Source organism: Vibrio agarivorans, from assembly GCF_030409635.1.
GTDB lineage: Bacteria > Pseudomonadota > Gammaproteobacteria > Enterobacterales > Vibrionaceae > Vibrio > Vibrio agarivorans.
Genome location: NZ_JAUFQF010000004.1, coordinates 1,524,785 through 1,543,056, shown reverse-complemented (window position 1 = coordinate 1,543,056; position 18,272 = coordinate 1,524,785). Strand labels below are relative to the sequence as shown.

General features: G+C 46.8%; 11 protein-coding genes. 6 read left to right on the top strand and 5 right to left on the bottom strand.

The annotated features are described in order from the left end of the window. Positions 1-54: 54 nt before the first annotated feature. A complete protein-coding gene (gene dacB, locus QWZ05_RS15635; RefSeq protein ID WP_264878221.1) occupies positions 55-1,494 on the top strand; it encodes a serine-type D-Ala-D-Ala carboxypeptidase in 1,440 nt (479 codons plus the stop codon). Here dacB and QWZ05_RS15630 read toward each other — a convergent pair. Next, a complete protein-coding gene (locus tag QWZ05_RS15630; RefSeq protein ID WP_289962413.1) occupies positions 1,473-2,318 on the bottom strand; it encodes a magnesium transporter in 846 nt (281 codons plus the stop codon). The two genes, dacB and QWZ05_RS15630, sit on opposite strands and share 22 nt — an antisense overlap. Before the next feature lie 416 nt (positions 2,319-2,734). After that, a complete protein-coding gene (gene tyrS, locus QWZ05_RS15625) occupies positions 2,735-3,922 on the bottom strand; it encodes a tyrosine--tRNA ligase (protein ID WP_264877958.1) in 1,188 nt (395 codons plus the stop codon). Between the two features lie 128 nt (positions 3,923-4,050). Between tyrS and shyC the strand changes: the two genes are divergently transcribed. Further along, complete coding sequence (shyC, locus tag QWZ05_RS15620; RefSeq protein WP_290299332.1) at positions 4,051-5,340, top strand: peptidoglycan DD-endopeptidase ShyC; 1,290 nt, start codon at positions 4,051-4,053, stop codon at positions 5,338-5,340. A 3-nt stretch (positions 5,341-5,343) separates the two neighbouring features. Here shyC and QWZ05_RS15615 read toward each other — a convergent pair whose 3' ends face one another. The 3 genes from QWZ05_RS15615 to erpA all read right to left on the bottom strand — a co-directional run bounded on the left by QWZ05_RS15615 (position 5,344) and on the right by erpA (position 10,023). Next, positions 5,344-8,430: an efflux RND transporter permease subunit gene (locus QWZ05_RS15615; protein WP_290299330.1), complete on the bottom strand. Its 3,087-nt coding sequence runs from the start codon at positions 8,428-8,430 to the stop codon at positions 5,344-5,346. 8 nt (positions 8,431-8,438) lie between these two features. Continuing rightward, positions 8,439-9,539 carry an efflux RND transporter periplasmic adaptor subunit gene (locus tag QWZ05_RS15610; protein ID WP_290299328.1) on the bottom strand — a complete coding sequence of 367 codons (1,101 nt, stop codon included), beginning with the start codon at positions 9,537-9,539 and terminating at the stop codon, positions 8,439-8,441. A gap of 142 nt (positions 9,540-9,681) precedes the next feature. Beyond that, entirely contained in the window at positions 9,682-10,023 is a 342-nt protein-coding gene (gene erpA, locus QWZ05_RS15605; RefSeq protein ID WP_164649076.1) for an iron-sulfur cluster insertion protein ErpA, read from the bottom strand. A gap of 306 nt (positions 10,024-10,329) precedes the next feature. Between erpA and hemL the strand changes: the two genes are divergently transcribed. The 4 genes from hemL (at position 10,330) to QWZ05_RS15585 (ending at position 17,816) form a co-directional block, all read left to right on the top strand. Further along, positions 10,330-11,622, top strand: coding sequence for a glutamate-1-semialdehyde 2,1-aminomutase (gene hemL, locus QWZ05_RS15600; protein ID WP_264877954.1), 1,293 nt, complete (start codon positions 10,330-10,332; stop codon positions 11,620-11,622). Positions 11,623-11,957: 335 nt separating this feature from the next. Then, entirely contained in the window at positions 11,958-13,043 is a 1,086-nt protein-coding gene (locus QWZ05_RS15595; RefSeq protein WP_264877953.1) for an AI-2E family transporter, read from the top strand. Between the two features lie 79 nt (positions 13,044-13,122). Then, complete coding sequence (gene rsmC, locus QWZ05_RS15590) at positions 13,123-14,145, top strand: 16S rRNA (guanine(1207)-N(2))-methyltransferase RsmC (RefSeq protein WP_264877952.1); 1,023 nt, start codon at positions 13,123-13,125, stop codon at positions 14,143-14,145. 287 nt (positions 14,146-14,432) lie between these two features. Further along, complete coding sequence (locus QWZ05_RS15585; protein ID WP_290299324.1) at positions 14,433-17,816, top strand: response regulator; 3,384 nt, start codon at positions 14,433-14,435, stop codon at positions 17,814-17,816. Positions 17,817-18,272: the final 456 nt, after the last annotated feature.

Genomic DNA, 18,272 nt, shown 5'->3' with positions numbered 1-18,272 from the left:
GCTATGATAAACGGGCATCAATAATTTTGCTCATGGAAGAACGATATGGCCCAAATGCGATTTACTACTCGCTGCACAATTCTTAGCATTCTATCAGCGGCATCATTTATATCTCCGCTTACCCATGCTCTTCCACCCGTTGAAGCTCTGCCCTCTGGCAGCCGTGTCTCCACTCAAGTAGAAAGCCTCACCACCAACCAGTCGGTGCAAAGCTATGGCGATACCGAACAACTATTTCCCCCAGCTAGCACACTTAAAGTCGTAACTGCTCTGGCAGCGAAACTGGAACTGCCTGAAACTTTCCGCTTCGAGACTCAGATAAACCAAAGCAACAAAGACTGGGTTATCAAATTTAGTGGCGATCCGCTACTGAAAAACCAACACCTCTCGGCGATGTTCAAACAGATCAAGGCCGATGGTATTAGCGAAATCAAAGGGGATATTTGGTTAGATAACAGCGTGTTTAGTGGCTATGAGCGCGCCGTCGGTTGGCCTTGGGATAATCTTGGCGTGTGCTATAGCGCCCCTTCAAGCGCGATTAGCATAGACAAAAACTGTGTTCAGGCCTCTATCTATACCAACAACAATGGCTCAACGCGTGTTTACGTACCTGAGCATCAGCCTATCTATGTTGAGACCCGTGCAAGAACCGTCACTAAAGTAGAAAAAGAGAGTTCGCAGTGCACCCTTGAGCTCACGACAGGCGATGATAATCACTTCGTGATCGATGGTTGTTTGTTAGCGCGTGAAAAACCTTTACCACTGCGCTTTGCGGTGCAAGATACTTCTTTATATGTCTCACGCGTGATTCAACGCCTACTCACCCAGCAGGGTATTCGTTTTGATGGCCAAGTCCGAGTCGGCGCAAAACCCAATAGCGGCAAATTAAAACTGCTGGCGACTCATCAATCCCCGAGCCTAGATGAGATGCTTGAGAAGATGCTCAAGTCATCCAATAACTTGATTGCTGATAATCTCACCAAAACACTCGGCCACCATTTCTATCTGCAACCGGGCAGCTTCGCCAATGGCACTGCAGCAATTAAGCAGATTATCTTTGCTAACACGGGAATCGATTTGAGTCGCGCGCAATTCGCCGATGGCTCAGGGTTATCACGCAATAACCGTATGACTAATCACAGTATGAGCCAAGTCTTGCGCTATGTGTGGGAGAATGAAAATCAACTTGGGTTGATCGATATTATGCCTACAGCGGGTGAATCAGGCACATTGCAATATCGTCGCAGCATGCGCAAATCACCGGTGAAAGGCAATATTATTGCGAAGAGTGGCTCGGTGTACGGCTCTTACAATATGGCGGGTTATGGCTTAGATGCCCAAGGCAAACCACAAACCCTGTTTGTCCAATTTGTCGCTGATTATTATCCTAATAAAAAGCGCGACAGCCAACCGACTGTCGCGCCTATTACGCAATTTGAAACTCAGTTCTATCAACAGATAGTCGAATTTTCTCAGGCAATACCTAAGAAGTGATTGACCACTGTAAAGTAGATCCACATCCCTGAAATATCGACGATCGAAGCCAATACTGGGCTGACTAGCACTGCCGGATCAAGCTTAAACGCACGAGCAAGAATCGGCAGTAAACCACCTAAGATGGTCGAGATCGTTACCTGAATAAACAGCGCTACCGCAATCGCTAGAGCGATAGTATTCAGATCAAAGCCCCCTGTTGAGCTACTGTCACTGAACACAAGAATACGCCCAACGATCACCAGCGCGATCACTGCGGCAATACAGATTGCAACGCGACTCTCTTTCCACAACACATCGACCCACTGACGCTTTTTCAGCTCGCCGGTTGCCAGCGCCCTGATCACCAAGGTCGCCGCCTGCGTACCGGTGTTACCCCCCGCAGCCGCAATCACTGGCATATAGATAGCGAGTAGCACCAGCTGACTTAACGTGTCTTCATATTGAGCAATGATCAAGCCCGATACGATACCCAGCAGTGCTAACGCCACAATCCAGCCGATACGCTGCTTGAAGTGGCCAAACACCGAGGTTGATAGGTAGCTGTTTGCTGGTTCAACTTCAGAGTGGATTAATCCCAAATGGTGCGCAAAGTGACGCGCCAGTTTGTCATATCCATCGATATCTAGTTGATTAATTAAATCTTGTACATGGCCTAACGAGCAGTAGTGCAAAATAGCCACCGCTTCTTCCATAGGCATTACAGTCAGCAGTTCAACCTGTTTCTCTTGGTTGTACTGTAAAAAGGCATTCCTTGCCGCCCCGATCTCTTCACGAGAATAACGTGGCGCTTGCTCCAAAGTAGTATTGCTCATTACCGTCATGGCGAATCTCCCGATTGGCAACAGGTAACGACCATCAAAGACAAACGCGCCTTTATGCCACATAGCCAAACGCTAAACGTGACAAAGCGAATATCTTTAACTAGATAAACAGGAGAAAAATAAGAGAGGGACTTTTAGAAAATGTCTTACAAAAGTGAGTTCTCTACCACAATGGTAGAGACAGAGATCGCCAATACCGAAGCGGGTTATCTTTCTCCCTTCATACTAGGAGGATGGTCGGTATTGTTCATAGTTATCTCCAAAATTACTGCAACGATTGCAGCGGGCGGGAGTATATCAATTGACGCCGTGAATTTATATGACAAACCAGTTACAGGTCACAAAAAAAGTGGGTCAAAATGTTTCCATCTTGACCCACTCATTGATAATTCAGCCGTTAAGCTCTATTTACTGCATTACTTAATAGTAATACGAGCAAATTTACGCTTACCGACTTGGATTACGTAGGTGCCAGCTTCCGGTGCGAATTTCGCATCAGCAACTTTCTCACCGTCAATTTTCGCAGCGCCCTGCTTGACCATGCGCATCGCTTCTGAGGTTGAAGCACATAGGCCCGCCCCTTTCAGGATGTTGCTCATTGGTAGGCCAGCATCGAAATCGAACTCCGGCATTTCATCTGGAATCTGGTTTTTTGCAAAACGGTTCACAAACTCTTGCTCAGCTGCATCTGCATCTGCTTCTGAATGGAAGCGTGCGATGATCTCTTTCGCTAGTAGCACTTTCACGTCACGAGGGTTTTTACCCGCTTCAACGCCCGCTTTAAACTCTGCAATTTGTTCAAGAGGACGGAATGACAGTAGCTCGTAGTAGCTCCACATTAGGTCATCAGAGATCGACATGATTTTACCGAACATTTCGCTCGGTGCTTCGCTGACACCAATGTAGTTGTGTGCCGACTTCGACATCTTCTTCACGCCATCAAGGCCAACAAGAAGTGGCATCGTCAATACAACCTGTGGTTTTTGACCGTTGGCTTTTTGCAATTCACGACCCATCAACAGGTTGAACTTCTGGTCAGTACCGCCCAACTCAACGTCGGTTTCCATTGCTACTGAGTCATAACCTTGTAGGAGTGGGTACATAAACTCATGGATAGCGATAGGTTGGTTGTTGCCGTAACGCTTCTTAAAGTCATCACGCTCAAGCATACGAGCCACAGTTTGGCTTGCTGCAAGACGAATCATGCCTTCTGCACCAAGTTCAGATAACCACTCTGAGTTAAATTGAATCTTAGTCTTGGCAGGATCAAGGATCTTAAATACCTGCTCTTTATACGTTTCAGCGTTACGCAGCACGTCTTCACGAGTTAGTGGTGGACGAGTTGTGTTTTTACCTGTTGGATCCCCTACCATGCCTGTGAAGTCACCAATTAGGAACGTCACATCATGACCCAGTTCTTGGAAAGCACGTAGCTTGTTCAAGATAACTGTGTGGCCTAGGTGGATATCCGGCGCCGTAGGATCGGCACCCAGTTTGATGCGAAGAGGACGACCCTCTTTCAGTTTTGCGATCAGTTCTTCTTCAGGAATCAGTTCGTCAACACCGCGCTTAATCTCGGCTAGTGCAGCTTCAATGCTCGCCATTCTTGTTCACTCCCACAGATTTGGCAAAATTTAATAATCTGACAGTGTACTTGAATAGCACCAACTTTTGAAACCAGTTAGACTGTTGTTACAACAAAAAAACTCAACGACCAGCAATCACGCGTATTATGTTGTCTATTTTCAAACGCCTACCATGGCTACATCGTCTTCTTATTGGCTTATCGTCAGCGCTAATCACCTTTGCGCTGTTCTTTCTTCCTGAGCCGCATACACTCATCGATGAAAGTAACAACTATGAGATTGGGAAACCTTACGCTCTCACGGTTGAGCCTCGCCTACTGTCACCAGAACTGACATTACCAGACAGTGTTGGCCTCAATTGGAAAAGCCATACCGTCGGCAACGGTGAAAGTGCCGCTATTCTATTTCAGCGACTTGGACTCTCTTCCCGCCAACTCTATCAACTCACATCCACCAATAAAGAGATTGAAAACCAGCTATCAAGGCTAAAACCGGGTGATGTGTTGGAGTTTGGTTTCGACGTAGAGGGAGAGCTGATTGAACTGCGCAGGCCACAAAGTGCTTTTGAGACATTTGTCGTTACTAAAACGGCACAGGGTTTTCAATCACAATTGGCCAAAAAGAAAGTGGCCTATCAATACAACTATGCCGAGGCGAGCATCTCATCAAACTTTTGGAATGCTGGGCGCTCTGCTGGCTTAACCGCGAATCAAATCATGGAGCTTGCAGGTATTTTCGGTTGGGATATCGACTTTGCTCTCGACATTCGTAAAGACGACCATTTCCAATTGCTCTATCAAGAGCAGGTCGTGGAGGGCGAAGTAATTGCTCGTGGTAAAATCATCGCGGCAACCTTCAAGAACCAAGGTGACACCTTTACCGCAATCCTCGACGACAAAACTGGAAACTACTTTGACCAAAATGGTCGTGCGATGAAAAAAGCCTTCTTGCGCTCACCACTCGATTTCCGCCGAGTCACCTCTAACTTCAACCCTACTCGTCGCCACCCAGTTACTGGGAAAGTGCGAGCGCACCGAGGCACTGACTATGCAGCACCGGTTGGCACCCCTATTTGGGCTGCGGGCGATGGCGTGGTGGAGAAGTCCGGCTATAACAAGTTCAACGGCAACTACGTTTTTATTCGTCACAGCAATACGTACATGACCAAATATCTGCACCTACAGAAACGTAAAGTCAAAACCGGACAGCGCGTTAAACAAGGGCAGACAATTGGTACGCTCGGTGGCACGGGCCGAGTGACTGGCCCACACCTACACTACGAATTTTTGGTCAATGGGGTCCATAAGAACCCCCGCACCGTCAAACTGCCACAATCTAAGTCATTATCAGGCGGTGCGAAAACCACCTTTATTGCCAACGCAGAAAACAAGCTGGCGAAGCTAGAGCGCTATAGCGACCTGCTTTACACCAATTAATTGTTAATCACTTTTGTGCTTGCGCCCTATCATTAGTAGACAAGGCGTGAGCACGAGGGTTAATACTGTTGCAAAAGCCAGTCCACCAGCTACCGCAGTGGCAAGCTGTGACCACCACTGCGTGCTTGGCGCACCAAACTCAATCTTCTGGTTCATCAAGTCGATATTCATCTCCAATACCATAGGTAACAGGCCAAGAATTGTGGTCACGGTTGTTAGCAGAACAGGACGTAGACGCTGTACGCCCGTACGGAGTATCGCTTCGTGTTTATCTAAACCTCGCTTGAGGAGTTGGTTATAGGTGTCAATCAACACGATATTGTTGTTCACCACAATCCCGGCCAGCGCAATGACCCCAATCCCCGACATGATGATGCCAAACGGCTTTTGGAAAATCAGCAGACCCGCAAACACGCCCACGGTCGAGAACAGCACCGCACTCAATATCAAGAAGGCTTGATAGAAGCTATTGAACTGAGTAATCAATATCAATGCCATTACCGCCAAAGCGACAATAAAGGCGGACTGCAAGAAAGCAGATGAGTTCTCTTGCTCTTCATTCTGACCACGTATTTTAAACTCTACGCCCTCCGGTAGCGGCAACTGTGCGATCGCCTTCTGAATCTTTGGTAGTTCTAGGGCGAGGTTAAACCCTTCACGCATATCCGCTTGAACGTTAATCACCCGTTCACCGTCAATACGTGTAATCGTATCCTGCTTGTGGTCTGGTGTAATCTGAGCAAAGTTGGTGATCGGTACTAAACCCGCTGGCGTTTTGACTCGCAGCTCATCAAAACGGCCGATATCTCGCTTCTCTTCAGGGTAGCGAACCAAGATATCCACTTCTTCATCTGCATCGTCAGGTAAGTACTCACCAATCTTTAGACCATTGGTAACAAACTGCACGGTGTTACCCACTAATGTCGCATCAGCAGCAAAACGCGCAGCATCGTCACGCTGAATATCTATCTGCCAGTCAATACCCGGCTTACTCGAGGTATCACTGATATTGGTGAACGCGTTATAGCCATCAGCCCATGCACGTACCTGTTTTGCGGCTCCATCTAACACTGAGTTATCATTTGATGTCATCTCAATGACCAAATCATGCTCGACTGGCGGGCCGGCATCAGGGAACTTAAACTCGATTTCTACCCCAGAGAAGTTGGCCGTCGTTTCCTCAAGCTCTTCAATAATCGCTTTCACTGAGCGGCGATATTGCCAATCAACAGGGGTTATCTGTATTTGACCAATCTCATCATCGCCACCCGTGCGTGTGTACACACTCTCAAACTCATCATGACCTAATACCACTTGTTCAATGTCTGTCATGATGCTGTCTTTCTCGTAAATCGACAGATCGCCATAGGAGCGCACTTTTACCGTGAAAAATGGCGGGTCAACCTCTGGAAAGAACTCTGCCCCAAGCCCTGCTTTGTTGTAAGCAAAGCCAACGCCCACGGCCATTAATATCGCAGCCAACAGAATTTTAAGTGGATGATGAATCGCTACGGCGAGCGTATGGTAATAAAGCTTGGTGATGCCCGTTGCTTTCGAGAAGTCGCCCTCGTGCAGCGCCACCATTTTCTCTCGATTCGCCTCACTGACCTGCTGCGGCTTACCTATTAAGCCGCCTAATACAGGCACAAACAGCATGGCCATAATCAAGGAAGCCGTCAGTGTCGCAATCAGCGTTAAGGGCAAATACTTCATAAACTCGCCAGTCACATCTGGCCAAAACAATAATGGCGCAAATGCGGCGAGGGTTGTTGCGGTTGAAGCAGTAATCGGCCAAGCCATGCGCCTTGCAGCATCGCGATAAGCTTGCTTTCTTGGCGTGCCCTCTTGCATGCGTCGGTCAGCAAACTCTGTCACCACTATCGCACCATCCACCAGCATACCGACAGCCATGATCAAAGCGAACAACACGATAATATTGACGGTGAGCCCAAACACCGATAACACCAACAGTCCAGTTAAGAAAGAGCCCGGTATCGAGATCCCCACCAACAGTGCGGTTCTGACACCTAAGATGGCGATAATTACAATCACCACTAAGATTACGGCAGATAAGATGTTGTTTTGTAGATCATTGAGCATCATTTCAACATCTTCAGATTGGTCGCCTGTGTACTTAACCAAAAGGTTACTCGGCCAATCTTCTCGCTGTTGTGCCCCCGCCATTACAGCCTTAACTAACTCAACGGTTTCAATGATGTTTTCACCCGCGCGTTTTTTAATATCAATAACAACCGCTGACTTACCATCCATTCGTGCGAAAGACTCAGGGTCTCGAAACGCACGGCGCACCGTTGCGACATCACCGAAGGTAATCACCTGCTTGCCATCAACTTTCACCGGTAGCTCTAGCACATCTTTAAGCGAGGAGAACACCGATGGGACTTTTACAGAAAAGCGGCCATACCCGGTATCGACAAACCCTGCCGCCACCACACGGTTGTTCAGTGCGATCAGGTTATAGATATCCCCCTGATCCAATCCGTAGCTTTCCATCAAAAGAGGATCGACAATGATCTCAACAATGTCTTCACGATCACCGGCAATATCGACCTCTAGAATTTGACGATAGCTCTCCAGCTTGTCTCTAAGCTGCCGTGCAATCTGGACAATGGTGCGTTCAGGCACAGTGCCATAGAGAACTACGGATAACACTGGCTCTTCTGACGCCAAGGTCACTTCATTCACCGTCGGCTCATCACTGTCAGACGGTAGTTTGGGTTTCGCTTGGTCGACAGCATCACGTACATCTGCCATCGCCTTGGCAAGGTCGACGCCCACACTGAACTCAAGCATCACAGAAGCGTGTCCTTCTGCCGCCGTTGAGGTCATCTCTTTGACCCCTTCAATTGAGCGTAACTCTTGCTCTATAGGGCGAACCAGTAGGCGTTCGGCATCACCTGGCGAGATGCCTTGATGCCCAACAGAGACATAGATAATCGGGATAGTAATGTCTGGGCTCGACTCTTTGGGAATCGTGATATAGGTCAGCGTGCCTGCAATCAGGATCAAGACCAATAGCGTCAACATCGTGCGCGAGCGAGACAACGCTGCGTCAATAATAGACAACATAACGCCTCCTAGTTCGCAGCTTGAGTAGCAATCACTTGATCACCATCACGCACAAAGCCTTGTCCGGTAGTGATGATGTTGACGTGTTCGCCTAACCCCGACAGCCACACCCCATCTTGCTCAGCTTTGACCAATTGAATCGGCACAAACTTAACGCGATCCTCAATTAAGGTTTTTACACCCAGGTTGCCGCTCTCATCCAAAGCGAGCATTGCTGGGGTCACTTTGACCGCTTGAGTTTCTTTCAAGGCAAGCTCGACTTCAGAGCTTATCCCCGCCGGAATACGTTGGTTTGGGTTATCAATTTCTATTTCAATTGGGAAAGTATTGGTGCTAAGCGACGAGACTCGTGAGATATATCGTACCGTTCCTGTCACACGAGCATCATTCATAAATCGAATCTTGGCTTGCTGTCCAACTTCCAAGTCTTGTACATGTCGTTCACTGACATCGGCTTCGATAACAACTTTTTCTAAATCAATAAGATGCGCGATTGGATCGCCAATACCCACATAGTCACCACGTTCGATGTGCAGGTCATCAACAATGCCATTAAATGGTGCTAACACTCGGGTGTTGCGCAAAGAAAGACGCACCGCACTAACCATTGCTTTCGCTTCCGCCAATGCAGCTTGTGCTGAAGCAAACGCGACTTCCCCCTGCAGCCCTTTATTCTTAAGAGACTGCGCGGCATTGTACTCTTTTTCGCGCACTTTCAGCATAGCGCTGGCACGTGCCATCTGAATGTCCAAGTCGCCTTTGTCTATCTGGGCTATTACCTGCCCTTTTTCAACACGGTCTCCCTTCACCACCGACAGCGAAGTGATTTTTCCCGCATGTTCTGCTCCAAGATTCGCGGCTTTATTTGGCGCAGTTCGTCCATAGAGATCAATACTTTTGAAGGTATTTTCAGCGTGAAAAGATTCAACCACCACTTTCGCGAGAGGGATCGTTTGGGCTTTATTGTCACTGGGTGCAGAGTCTGCTTGTACAGGCCCCATAGCTAGCCACAAAGTGAGGGATATAAGAAGAAATACGGAGATAATCCAAGGTCGCTGGGTAAGCAACGTACCTAGATGCCCCAAGCCAACACAGGGGAGCTTAGACATACAAAATCCTTTTGTTTTCACTTGCGTAATGGATGACGCTTGTTCCGCGCCTTTAGAAAGCCTTTTCCATCCAACCTGTTACGCAAGTGTGGTGCAGTTGGTTTACACCAACTGCTACATCCATTTGTTTTAATTTAAATAATTAAACGCTAAATGATGCGCCACAGCCACATGTTGTGGTTGCGTTTGGGTTGTCAACGAAGAAGCGGCTACCTTCAAGACCTTCAGTGTAATCTACAACACCACCAACAAGGTACTGCAGACTCATCGGATCAACGACCAAGGTCACGCCACAATTTTCAATCGTGGTGTCGCCTTCATTGACCGCTTCATCAAAGGTAAAACCGTATTGAAAGCCACTACAACCACCACCGGTGATATAGACACGCAACTTCAATTCTGGGTTTTCTTCTTCTGCAATCAGAGTTTTCACTCGTGTTGCTGCCGCTTCAGAAAACGACAATGGAATTTTTACTTCGCTCACAACTACTCTCCCGTAGAGCAGGTTTCGCTATCTTCTCACACTCTGATTATCAAGTTTGCGAGAGTACACTCAATGTGTAGAGCGGAACCTAACTATTGTATTTTTCGCGATTATCTAATACCTGACTGTTCCATTCAAGTATTCTGCTGATAAGAGTACTTATCAAACTCTAACGCTATCAATTCAGCACCAACCAAAAGCCTGCGTGATGAGCGCTCTGATTGTCGATAGAAATTCGCCAACAAGCCTATATTGGGGTTACAATGCGCGCTAACTTGGTCCAAGTAATCAGAAGAGGATAGTCGAATGACCAAATCAGCAGAGCTATACGAAAAAGCTCAACAAACCATTCCTGGTGGCGTGAACTCACCAGTACGAGCTTTCAACGGTGTAGGTGGCTCACCGATCTTTATTGAACGCGCCGATGGCCCGTTGATTTTTGATGCTGATGGCAAAGCGTACATCGACTACGTTGGCTCTTGGGGCCCAATGATTCTTGGTCATAACCATACTGCGATTCGTGATGCAGTGATCACAGCAGCTCAGCGCGGCCTTAGCTTTGGTGCGCCGACTGCAACTGAAATTGAGATGGCAGAGCTTGTGAGTGAACTTGTTCCATCAATGGAACAAGTTCGTATGGTGAGCTCTGGTACAGAAGCCACAATGAGCGCAATTCGTCTTGCGCGTGGCTTTACTGGTCGCGACAAGATCATGAAATTTGAGGGTTGCTACCACGGACACGCTGATAGCCTGCTCGTTAAAGCAGGCTCTGGTGCACTGACTCTTGGTCAACCAAGCTCACCGGGCGTGCCTGCTGATTTTGCAAAGTACACACTAACGGCGACATTTAACGACCTAGACTCTGTGCGCGAGCTATTTGCTGCGAACAAAGGTGAGATCGCATGTATCATCGTTGAACCTGTCGCTGGCAACATGAACTGCATCCCACCTGTTGAAGGCTTCCATGAAGGCCTGCGCGAGATCTGTGATCAAGAAGGCGCATTGCTTATCTTTGATGAAGTCATGACTGGCTTCCGTGTTGCTTTGGGTGGCGCACAAGCACACTACAACATCAAACCAGACCTCACTACGTTAGGTAAAGTCATTGGTGGCGGCATGCCAGTCGGTGCTTTTGGTGGCCGTAAAGACGTAATGCAGTACATCGCACCAACCGGTCCTGTTTACCAAGCGGGTACACTATCAGGCAACCCAGTAGCTATGGCCGCAGGTTTGGCTGCCTTGAATATTCTGCGCGAAGAGGGCAATGAAGAGCGCCTAGCGAAGAAAACTAAGCAGCTGGCTGATGGCTTCAAAGCTTTGGCTGACAAACATGGTATCCCACTGCAAGTAAATCAAGTCGGTGGTATGTTCGGCTTCTTCTTTACAGAACAAGAGCAAATCACTTGCTACGATGATGTGACTAAGTGTGATATTGAGCGCTTTAAGCGCTTCTTCCATCTTATGCTTGAGCATGGCGTCTACCTAGCACCATCAGCATTTGAAGCAAGCTTTACCTCACTCGCTCACTCGGGCAAAGAGATTGAAGCTACACTGGAAGCCGCTGATCACTGTTTTGCTCTACTCACTCAAGAGAAGTAACGCCAAACGCAACAGCTTTAAGTATTCACAAGGCCTGCAAATATGCAGGCCTTGTTCGTTTCTGAATAGACCTTGTTAGGCTCACTTTTAAAGCACTATGACTGTCTATTTCTAGTCACTATTTTTACTGCCAATAAATGAGCACTAGCAGTAAAAGTGCGCCCACAGTCAGAGAAAACCAAGGTATTGCTTTGCGTTTCTTAGTCTCACAACAACTTTCTTTTTGATTACAACAACCCATACATTGATAACCCTCTGTTTTGCATCCATTATATAGCCAAGTCGTTTATAAAAGCTGGAAGCTTGTTCCGGCAAACACAGTTGGAACACCTAGTATGCTAGATAACGTCAAAATCACTACCAGTCATAGAGTCTTAATTATCTCCTTACTCGCGGCAGCTTTTGCCTGCTACCTGCTCGTTGAACCTTACATCAATTCCATCGTGATGGCATTTATCATCTCGCTACTGATGTTTCCGATCCACGAGTGGTTTGAGAACAAACTGCCCAAAGCGCCTAACTTTGCCGCCTTTCTCTCTTGTACCGTTTTGACCTTTATTATCGTCATCCCTTTGCTTTTTGTATTCGCTGCCATTGTCCAGCAGGGTTCAAACTTTTCGCAAAATGCCTACCACTGGGTAACGCATGGTGGCATTCAAGAGTTGTTTAATCACCCTTGGGTGGTCAAGGGCTTGGCGTTTGTAAACAGCTACCTGCCATTTGATGATATTGACCCGCAAGGGATCGCACAAAAAGCGGCGCAGCTGGCTTCAACACTGGGCACTAACCTGGTCTCCATTAGTGCCAAGATACTCGGCAATGCCACCAACTTCTTGATGGAGTTTTTCCTGATGCTGTTTGTGCTGTTCTTCTTATTGCGAGATCACGACAAACTCATCACTGCAATGCGCCATATTCTGCCTTTCTCACGCAGCCAAGAAGACAAGCTTTTAGAAGAGATTGAAAAAGTATCTAAATCGGCGGTGATGGGATCATTTTTAACCGCTATCGCTCAAGGTATCGCAGGCGGATTTGGTATGTGGCTCGCAGGCTTCCCGGGATTATTCTGGGGTACCATGATGGGCTTTGCTTCATTTATCCCAGTGGTGGGTACCGCCCTTATCTGGATTCCAGCCACTGCCTATTTGTTCCTAACTGGTGAAATCACTTGGGCTATTTTCTTAGCGGTATGGAGTATTGCGATTGTCGGCTCTATCGACAACATCCTTCGCCCACTGCTGATGCAAGGCAGTGCAGGAATGAACACCCTGATGATATTCTTCTCGCTGTTGGGGGGTATCCATCTATTTGGTTTGATAGGCCTTATTTATGGTCCATTAATCTTCGCGATTACCATTACGCTGTTTAATCTGTATGAAGAAGAGTTCAAGAGCTTCCTTGACTACCAAGACCATAATTAATCAGATTTTCTGTTCGTGACTTCAAGCAGGCGGCGGGTTGTGAGACAATCAGCCGTCTTTTTATTTTGATAGGTTTGCTATGTCTGCTTATATTGCACCAAGCCAAGTAGCTCAGCGTCAGCTAGAGTATTTTTCTGGAAAACATGTTCTCGTGGCAGGGGAAGTGGAAGATCTATTCCCTGTTGAGCTGCAGCAATATTGTGAATCTGTCTCGGTATTTACCACGCACTACGGCTACTACCGTAAAATCAAACAGTACGACACGATCCAAAGTCAGTTTGCTGCTGAATTTACCTTAGAGACACCAGCGGATTTAATTCTGCTCTATTGGCCAAAAGCCAAAGCTGAAGCAGAGTTCTTACTCAATATGCTGCTGTCTAAGCTAGGCAAAGACACAGAAATTGTCGTGGTCGGAGAAAACCGCTCGGGTGTAAAAAGCATCGAAAAAATGTTCAAGCCCTTTGGGCCTATTACCAAGTATGACTCAGCACGCCGCTGTTCATTCTATTGGGGACAATGCCAAGAAGCGCCAGAACACTTTGAGCTTCAAGACTGGTTTAAGCAATACCAAGTGACTTATCAGAATCAGCCTCTCACCATCTGCAGTCTGCCGGGCGTGTTCAGTCACGGGGAATTTGATATTGGCAGCCGCCTACTGCTCGATAATCTGCCTAAGTTGTCTGGTCGCGTTCTCGATTTTGGATGTGGCGCAGGTGTGCTAGGCGCTGTTATGGCGACCCTAAACCCGGGAATTGAGCTATCGATGTGTGACATCAGCGCACTCGCTATCGCCTCATCTCAAGAAACCTTGATAGCCAATGGCCTCGACGGGAAGGTATTTGCCTCTGATGTTTATAGCGATATTGATGGAAAATTGGATTACCTCGTCACCAATCCACCGTTCCACTCAGGATTAGACACCAGCTATAGTGCGACAGAAACCCTTCTGGCAGAGGCACCTAAGCATCTAAACCACCAAGGACAGATGTTTGTCGTGGCAAATAGCTTTTTGAAGTATATCCCAATCATCGAACAAGCCTTTGGCCAATGCCAAACGCTCGACAAGACCAATAAGTTCGCCATTTATCAAGCACACAAGTAACACTCCCTTCTTTTTATAAGCGCAGTTAATCAAAACTGCGCTATCCAACACGCTTTACCAATAACTTACTTGCCAAAGAAAATAAACTCGTTAATTTTGTCAAAATAGTTGCTTAGATCGCAATATTCCCCCCACTGATGAACGCTGTTTCCCCAAGTCGCTTTCAGTGTTTTTGCACATCTGCAACTCCTAGCTAGGTATTATGAATAACGGTTTTTCTTCTACAACTGAAAAATCAAACAACAATCAATACCAGCTCAAGCAATTAATAAATAAGGTATAATTTTATGTTTGGGTTGTATAAAAAACAAAAATATAAGCGATTGCAAAATACTCTCATGCTCGCTTTTCTTACTTTGAGTATCATTCCACTCACCGGGATTGCACTATTTTTCCTGCAATCTCACACCAGCGATTTACGCGATCAAAGCACCTCTCACCTCGTTTCAATTCGCGACACAAAAAAACAACAGGTGATCAATTACTTTGCAGCTAAAGAATCCGAAGTCATGGGTTTTGTTCGCTCAGAGCTGGCCTATGCCAGTGGTGGCCGTTTTTATGGGTTGGTCAATGCATTCCAAAACCTCGGTCTTACTACCGAAGAAGCGCAAGAACATGCACAGCAACGTTACATTCAAGGCTCAGGTGACCAAATAAAAACCTCTATGTTGCCAGATTCTCCCGCATTTAATGGCAGCGAGCGCTACCGCCTTTTACACAAACGTTATCACTGGGCCTACCTCGAACTGCAAAAGCGCTCTGATTTTGACGATATATTGCTGGTTGACCGAGAGGGTAACGTCACCTATTCCATCTATAAAAACTCCGACTACGGCACCAACCTGCTCACAGGGCGATACCGAGATGAAAACTTAGGACAAACTTTCAAACAGCTCAGAGATCTGGTGACAGAGCAACGTCAAACCAATGAAGACTTTACTCCGGTCGTTGTTTCCGACTTTTCAGAGCATGATGGTCAACTCTATGCTTGGTTTGGCGCCCCCATTGTTCAACAAGGCTACTTGCACAGTTACGCTCTATTCCGACTACCCAACAATGCCATCACCAAGTTGATGGCAAATCAAAGCAACGAAAAAGCGGTAAAAACCCTAATTGTGGGTGAAGATTACCTCAGCCGAACCATGGCCTATTCGCAAGACGATATTCAAAACAGTTTGCAGGTCATTTCATACGCGCTCGAAGGGTTAACGAATGTTGGTAGTTATCAAAATGCGCTAAGCCAGAATATGCTCGCCGCCTACACGCCTGTTGAAATTGAGAATACCCATTGGGCTATTGTCGTGGAGCTTGCAGAAAGTGAAGCCTTTGCCGGTGTTCATCAACTAGAGAAAGTCTTTGTTGTCGTGATGCTCATAGCCATCTTGCTCGTCGTCATTGCCTCTCACTACCTCTCAAACTTCATCACCTCACCACTTCTCAAGTTGACTTGGGCAGCAGAGAAAGCCTCGGCCGGCGATCTTGATGAAGCCATGCTCAATACTGAGCGCAAGGATGAAATTGGTCGTCTAGCGGTGAGCTTTGAGCGAATGCGTCGCTCTATCCGAGAAAAGATACAGCTCATTAAAAGCCAGAACGTCGAGCTTGAAGAGAATCTTTCGATCATCAAAAAGCAGAACGAAGACCTTCAGCTAGCCAACAAACTAAAAGATGAGTTTCTCGCAACCACTTCACATGAATTACGCACTCCACTACACGGCATGGTCGGTATCGCTGAGGCCTTAATATCGGGTGCCAATGGCCCTATTTCTGCCGATCATCGTTATCAGCTTGATATTATCGTGAGCAGTGGCCAACGATTATCAAACCTTGTCGATGATCTACTGGACTATCATAAGATGCGCTACGGCACCTTGGATATTCAAACCAGCGCAGTGAACCTCGCCAGTGCAACTCGATTGGTACTGGAGTTATCGAACCATTTGTTAGGCAACAAACCGATTCGTATCATCAACCAAGTTGACGAAGAGTTATGGATTGATGCTGATCCACAAAGACTTGAGCAAGTCCTATACAACCTTGTCGGTAATGCGATCAAATACACCAGCGAGGGGAAAATCGTCATCTCAGCAAACGAAGTCGATGGTAATGTAAGAGTGCAAGTCGTTGATACTGGACAAGGGATCCCGAGTGAGCAACTTGAACATATTTTTGAGCCGCTAACGCAAGCAGGCAAAGATTCGACCCACTACCGACAAGGTGCTGGGCTTGGGCTTTCAATTAGTCGTCAACTGGTTGAGTTGATGCGCGGTGCACTGTTTGTAAGTAGCCAACCGATGGTAGGCACAACCATGAGCTTTACACTGCCCAAAGCCGTACCATCGCAAATAGAAGAAGCCATCCAACAACCTGTGCAACCGCATTTTGATATACCAACGGTAATCGATTTAGAGCAAGAGTCACCAAGCCTACCTATCAATGGTGATAGCCCACTGATATTGATCGCCGATGACGAACCAGTCAATGTACGCGTGCTTGATAGCTTCTTGCGTCTAGAGGGCTATCAAGTGATCACTGCTAAAGATGGTCAGCAAGCATTGGCAATGGTGGAACAACATCAACCTGACCTGTTACTGCTCGACATCATGATGCCAGAGCTCAATGGCTATGAAGTATGTACCGAACTGCGTCAAAACTACGATCATGCTCAGCTGCCAATTATCATGCTCACCGCACTAAACCAAACAGATGACAAGTTGAAAGGCTTTGAAGTGGGTGCCAACGACTTTTTGTCTAAACCATTCAACAAACCTGAGCTCGCGGCACGTATAGTTGCCCATCTTCAAGCAAGCAAGGCTGAAGAGCGCCGACAAGAAAACACTCAGTTGCAACAAGAGTTAAAATTGCGCCTTGTTGCAGAAGCGAATCTACTTGAAACACAAGGGCGCTTGCTTGAGCAACTGGAGTGCGCACCTGAGGCTATCCTTTGCATCAAAGAAGATATGAAGGTCAAATTTGCCAATGAGGCAGCGTCAAGGCTTTTCAAACGCAGCCATGAGCAGCTGCTACGTTCGAGCGCAGATGACTTCATTGCGCCAAAATACCTGCACATTGATCAACCGAGATATTGTGGTGACATTGATATTTTTGTCGAAGATACTCGTCAGTCAATCTCTAGTGACATTTTATCTTTACCCGAAGGTTCTGGCTTACGCACTATGTACATTTTAAATGTGGGTGGTGGCGTCAATACTCATCGTATCCACAACCTTGAATCTGCAGTTGAAGCACTCGCAAGCTATGCCTTTGAAGGCGATAAAGAGAAGCTTCAACAACTGCACGCTTTAGGTGGCGAGTTTACAGAGCTTGCAGCAAAAGCTGTAAAAGAGAACAAGAGCAAGCAAGAGATCATGCGAGAAGTGCTTGTGGAAGCTATGACCAATGGTCTGGACTACTGGGAGAGTGCAACCGGTCAGTCAAAGTTCACCTTTGCCGAAGAGAGTGGGCTTTGGCGTGTCTACCTTGATAGAAGCACCCTACAAACTCGCACACTCGACAAATACTTACGTATCGAGACCCTACCTAAAACGCCACGTTGGCGCACGGTATTAAACTCACTCGATTACATTCTCGACCACTGTGCCGCAGAGACGCCGCAGCGACTCCATATCATCGCGCTTCGAGACAAGCTTCAGCACCTAATTGCTAGCTAGCGTTTACGCCCACAATCATCCATCAAGAGCCCTCCTGGGCTCTTTTTTTGTCACGTCCACTTTAAGATTTAGTCTAGTACCCCTCACTTAAGTACCCGTTTAACGGCCACGACAAGGGCAACAATCACCTGCTTTGTATCACTCGGAGGAGAGGCTAGCTATAGGGCGTCGCTAGCTTTATTTCCACTAAAAAATAAAGCTATTTTAACAGCTCATTGCGTAAAGATAGCCAAATCAAACTCTGTATCAGTCATACTAAAACCTCCAATAAAGATGTTTATTTAACCTATTTGAGAGTTCAATCACAACAAAACGCCAGTATCAAATTCACGTTAAAAAATATCTTGTGACCACTAGAGTGACGAAGATCTTGATTTTCACCATGATCAACAAAGCTAAGTATACCGTTGAGCACACAAGTAAGTGAGTACTAACATAAGTAGCCCTAAAGCAACT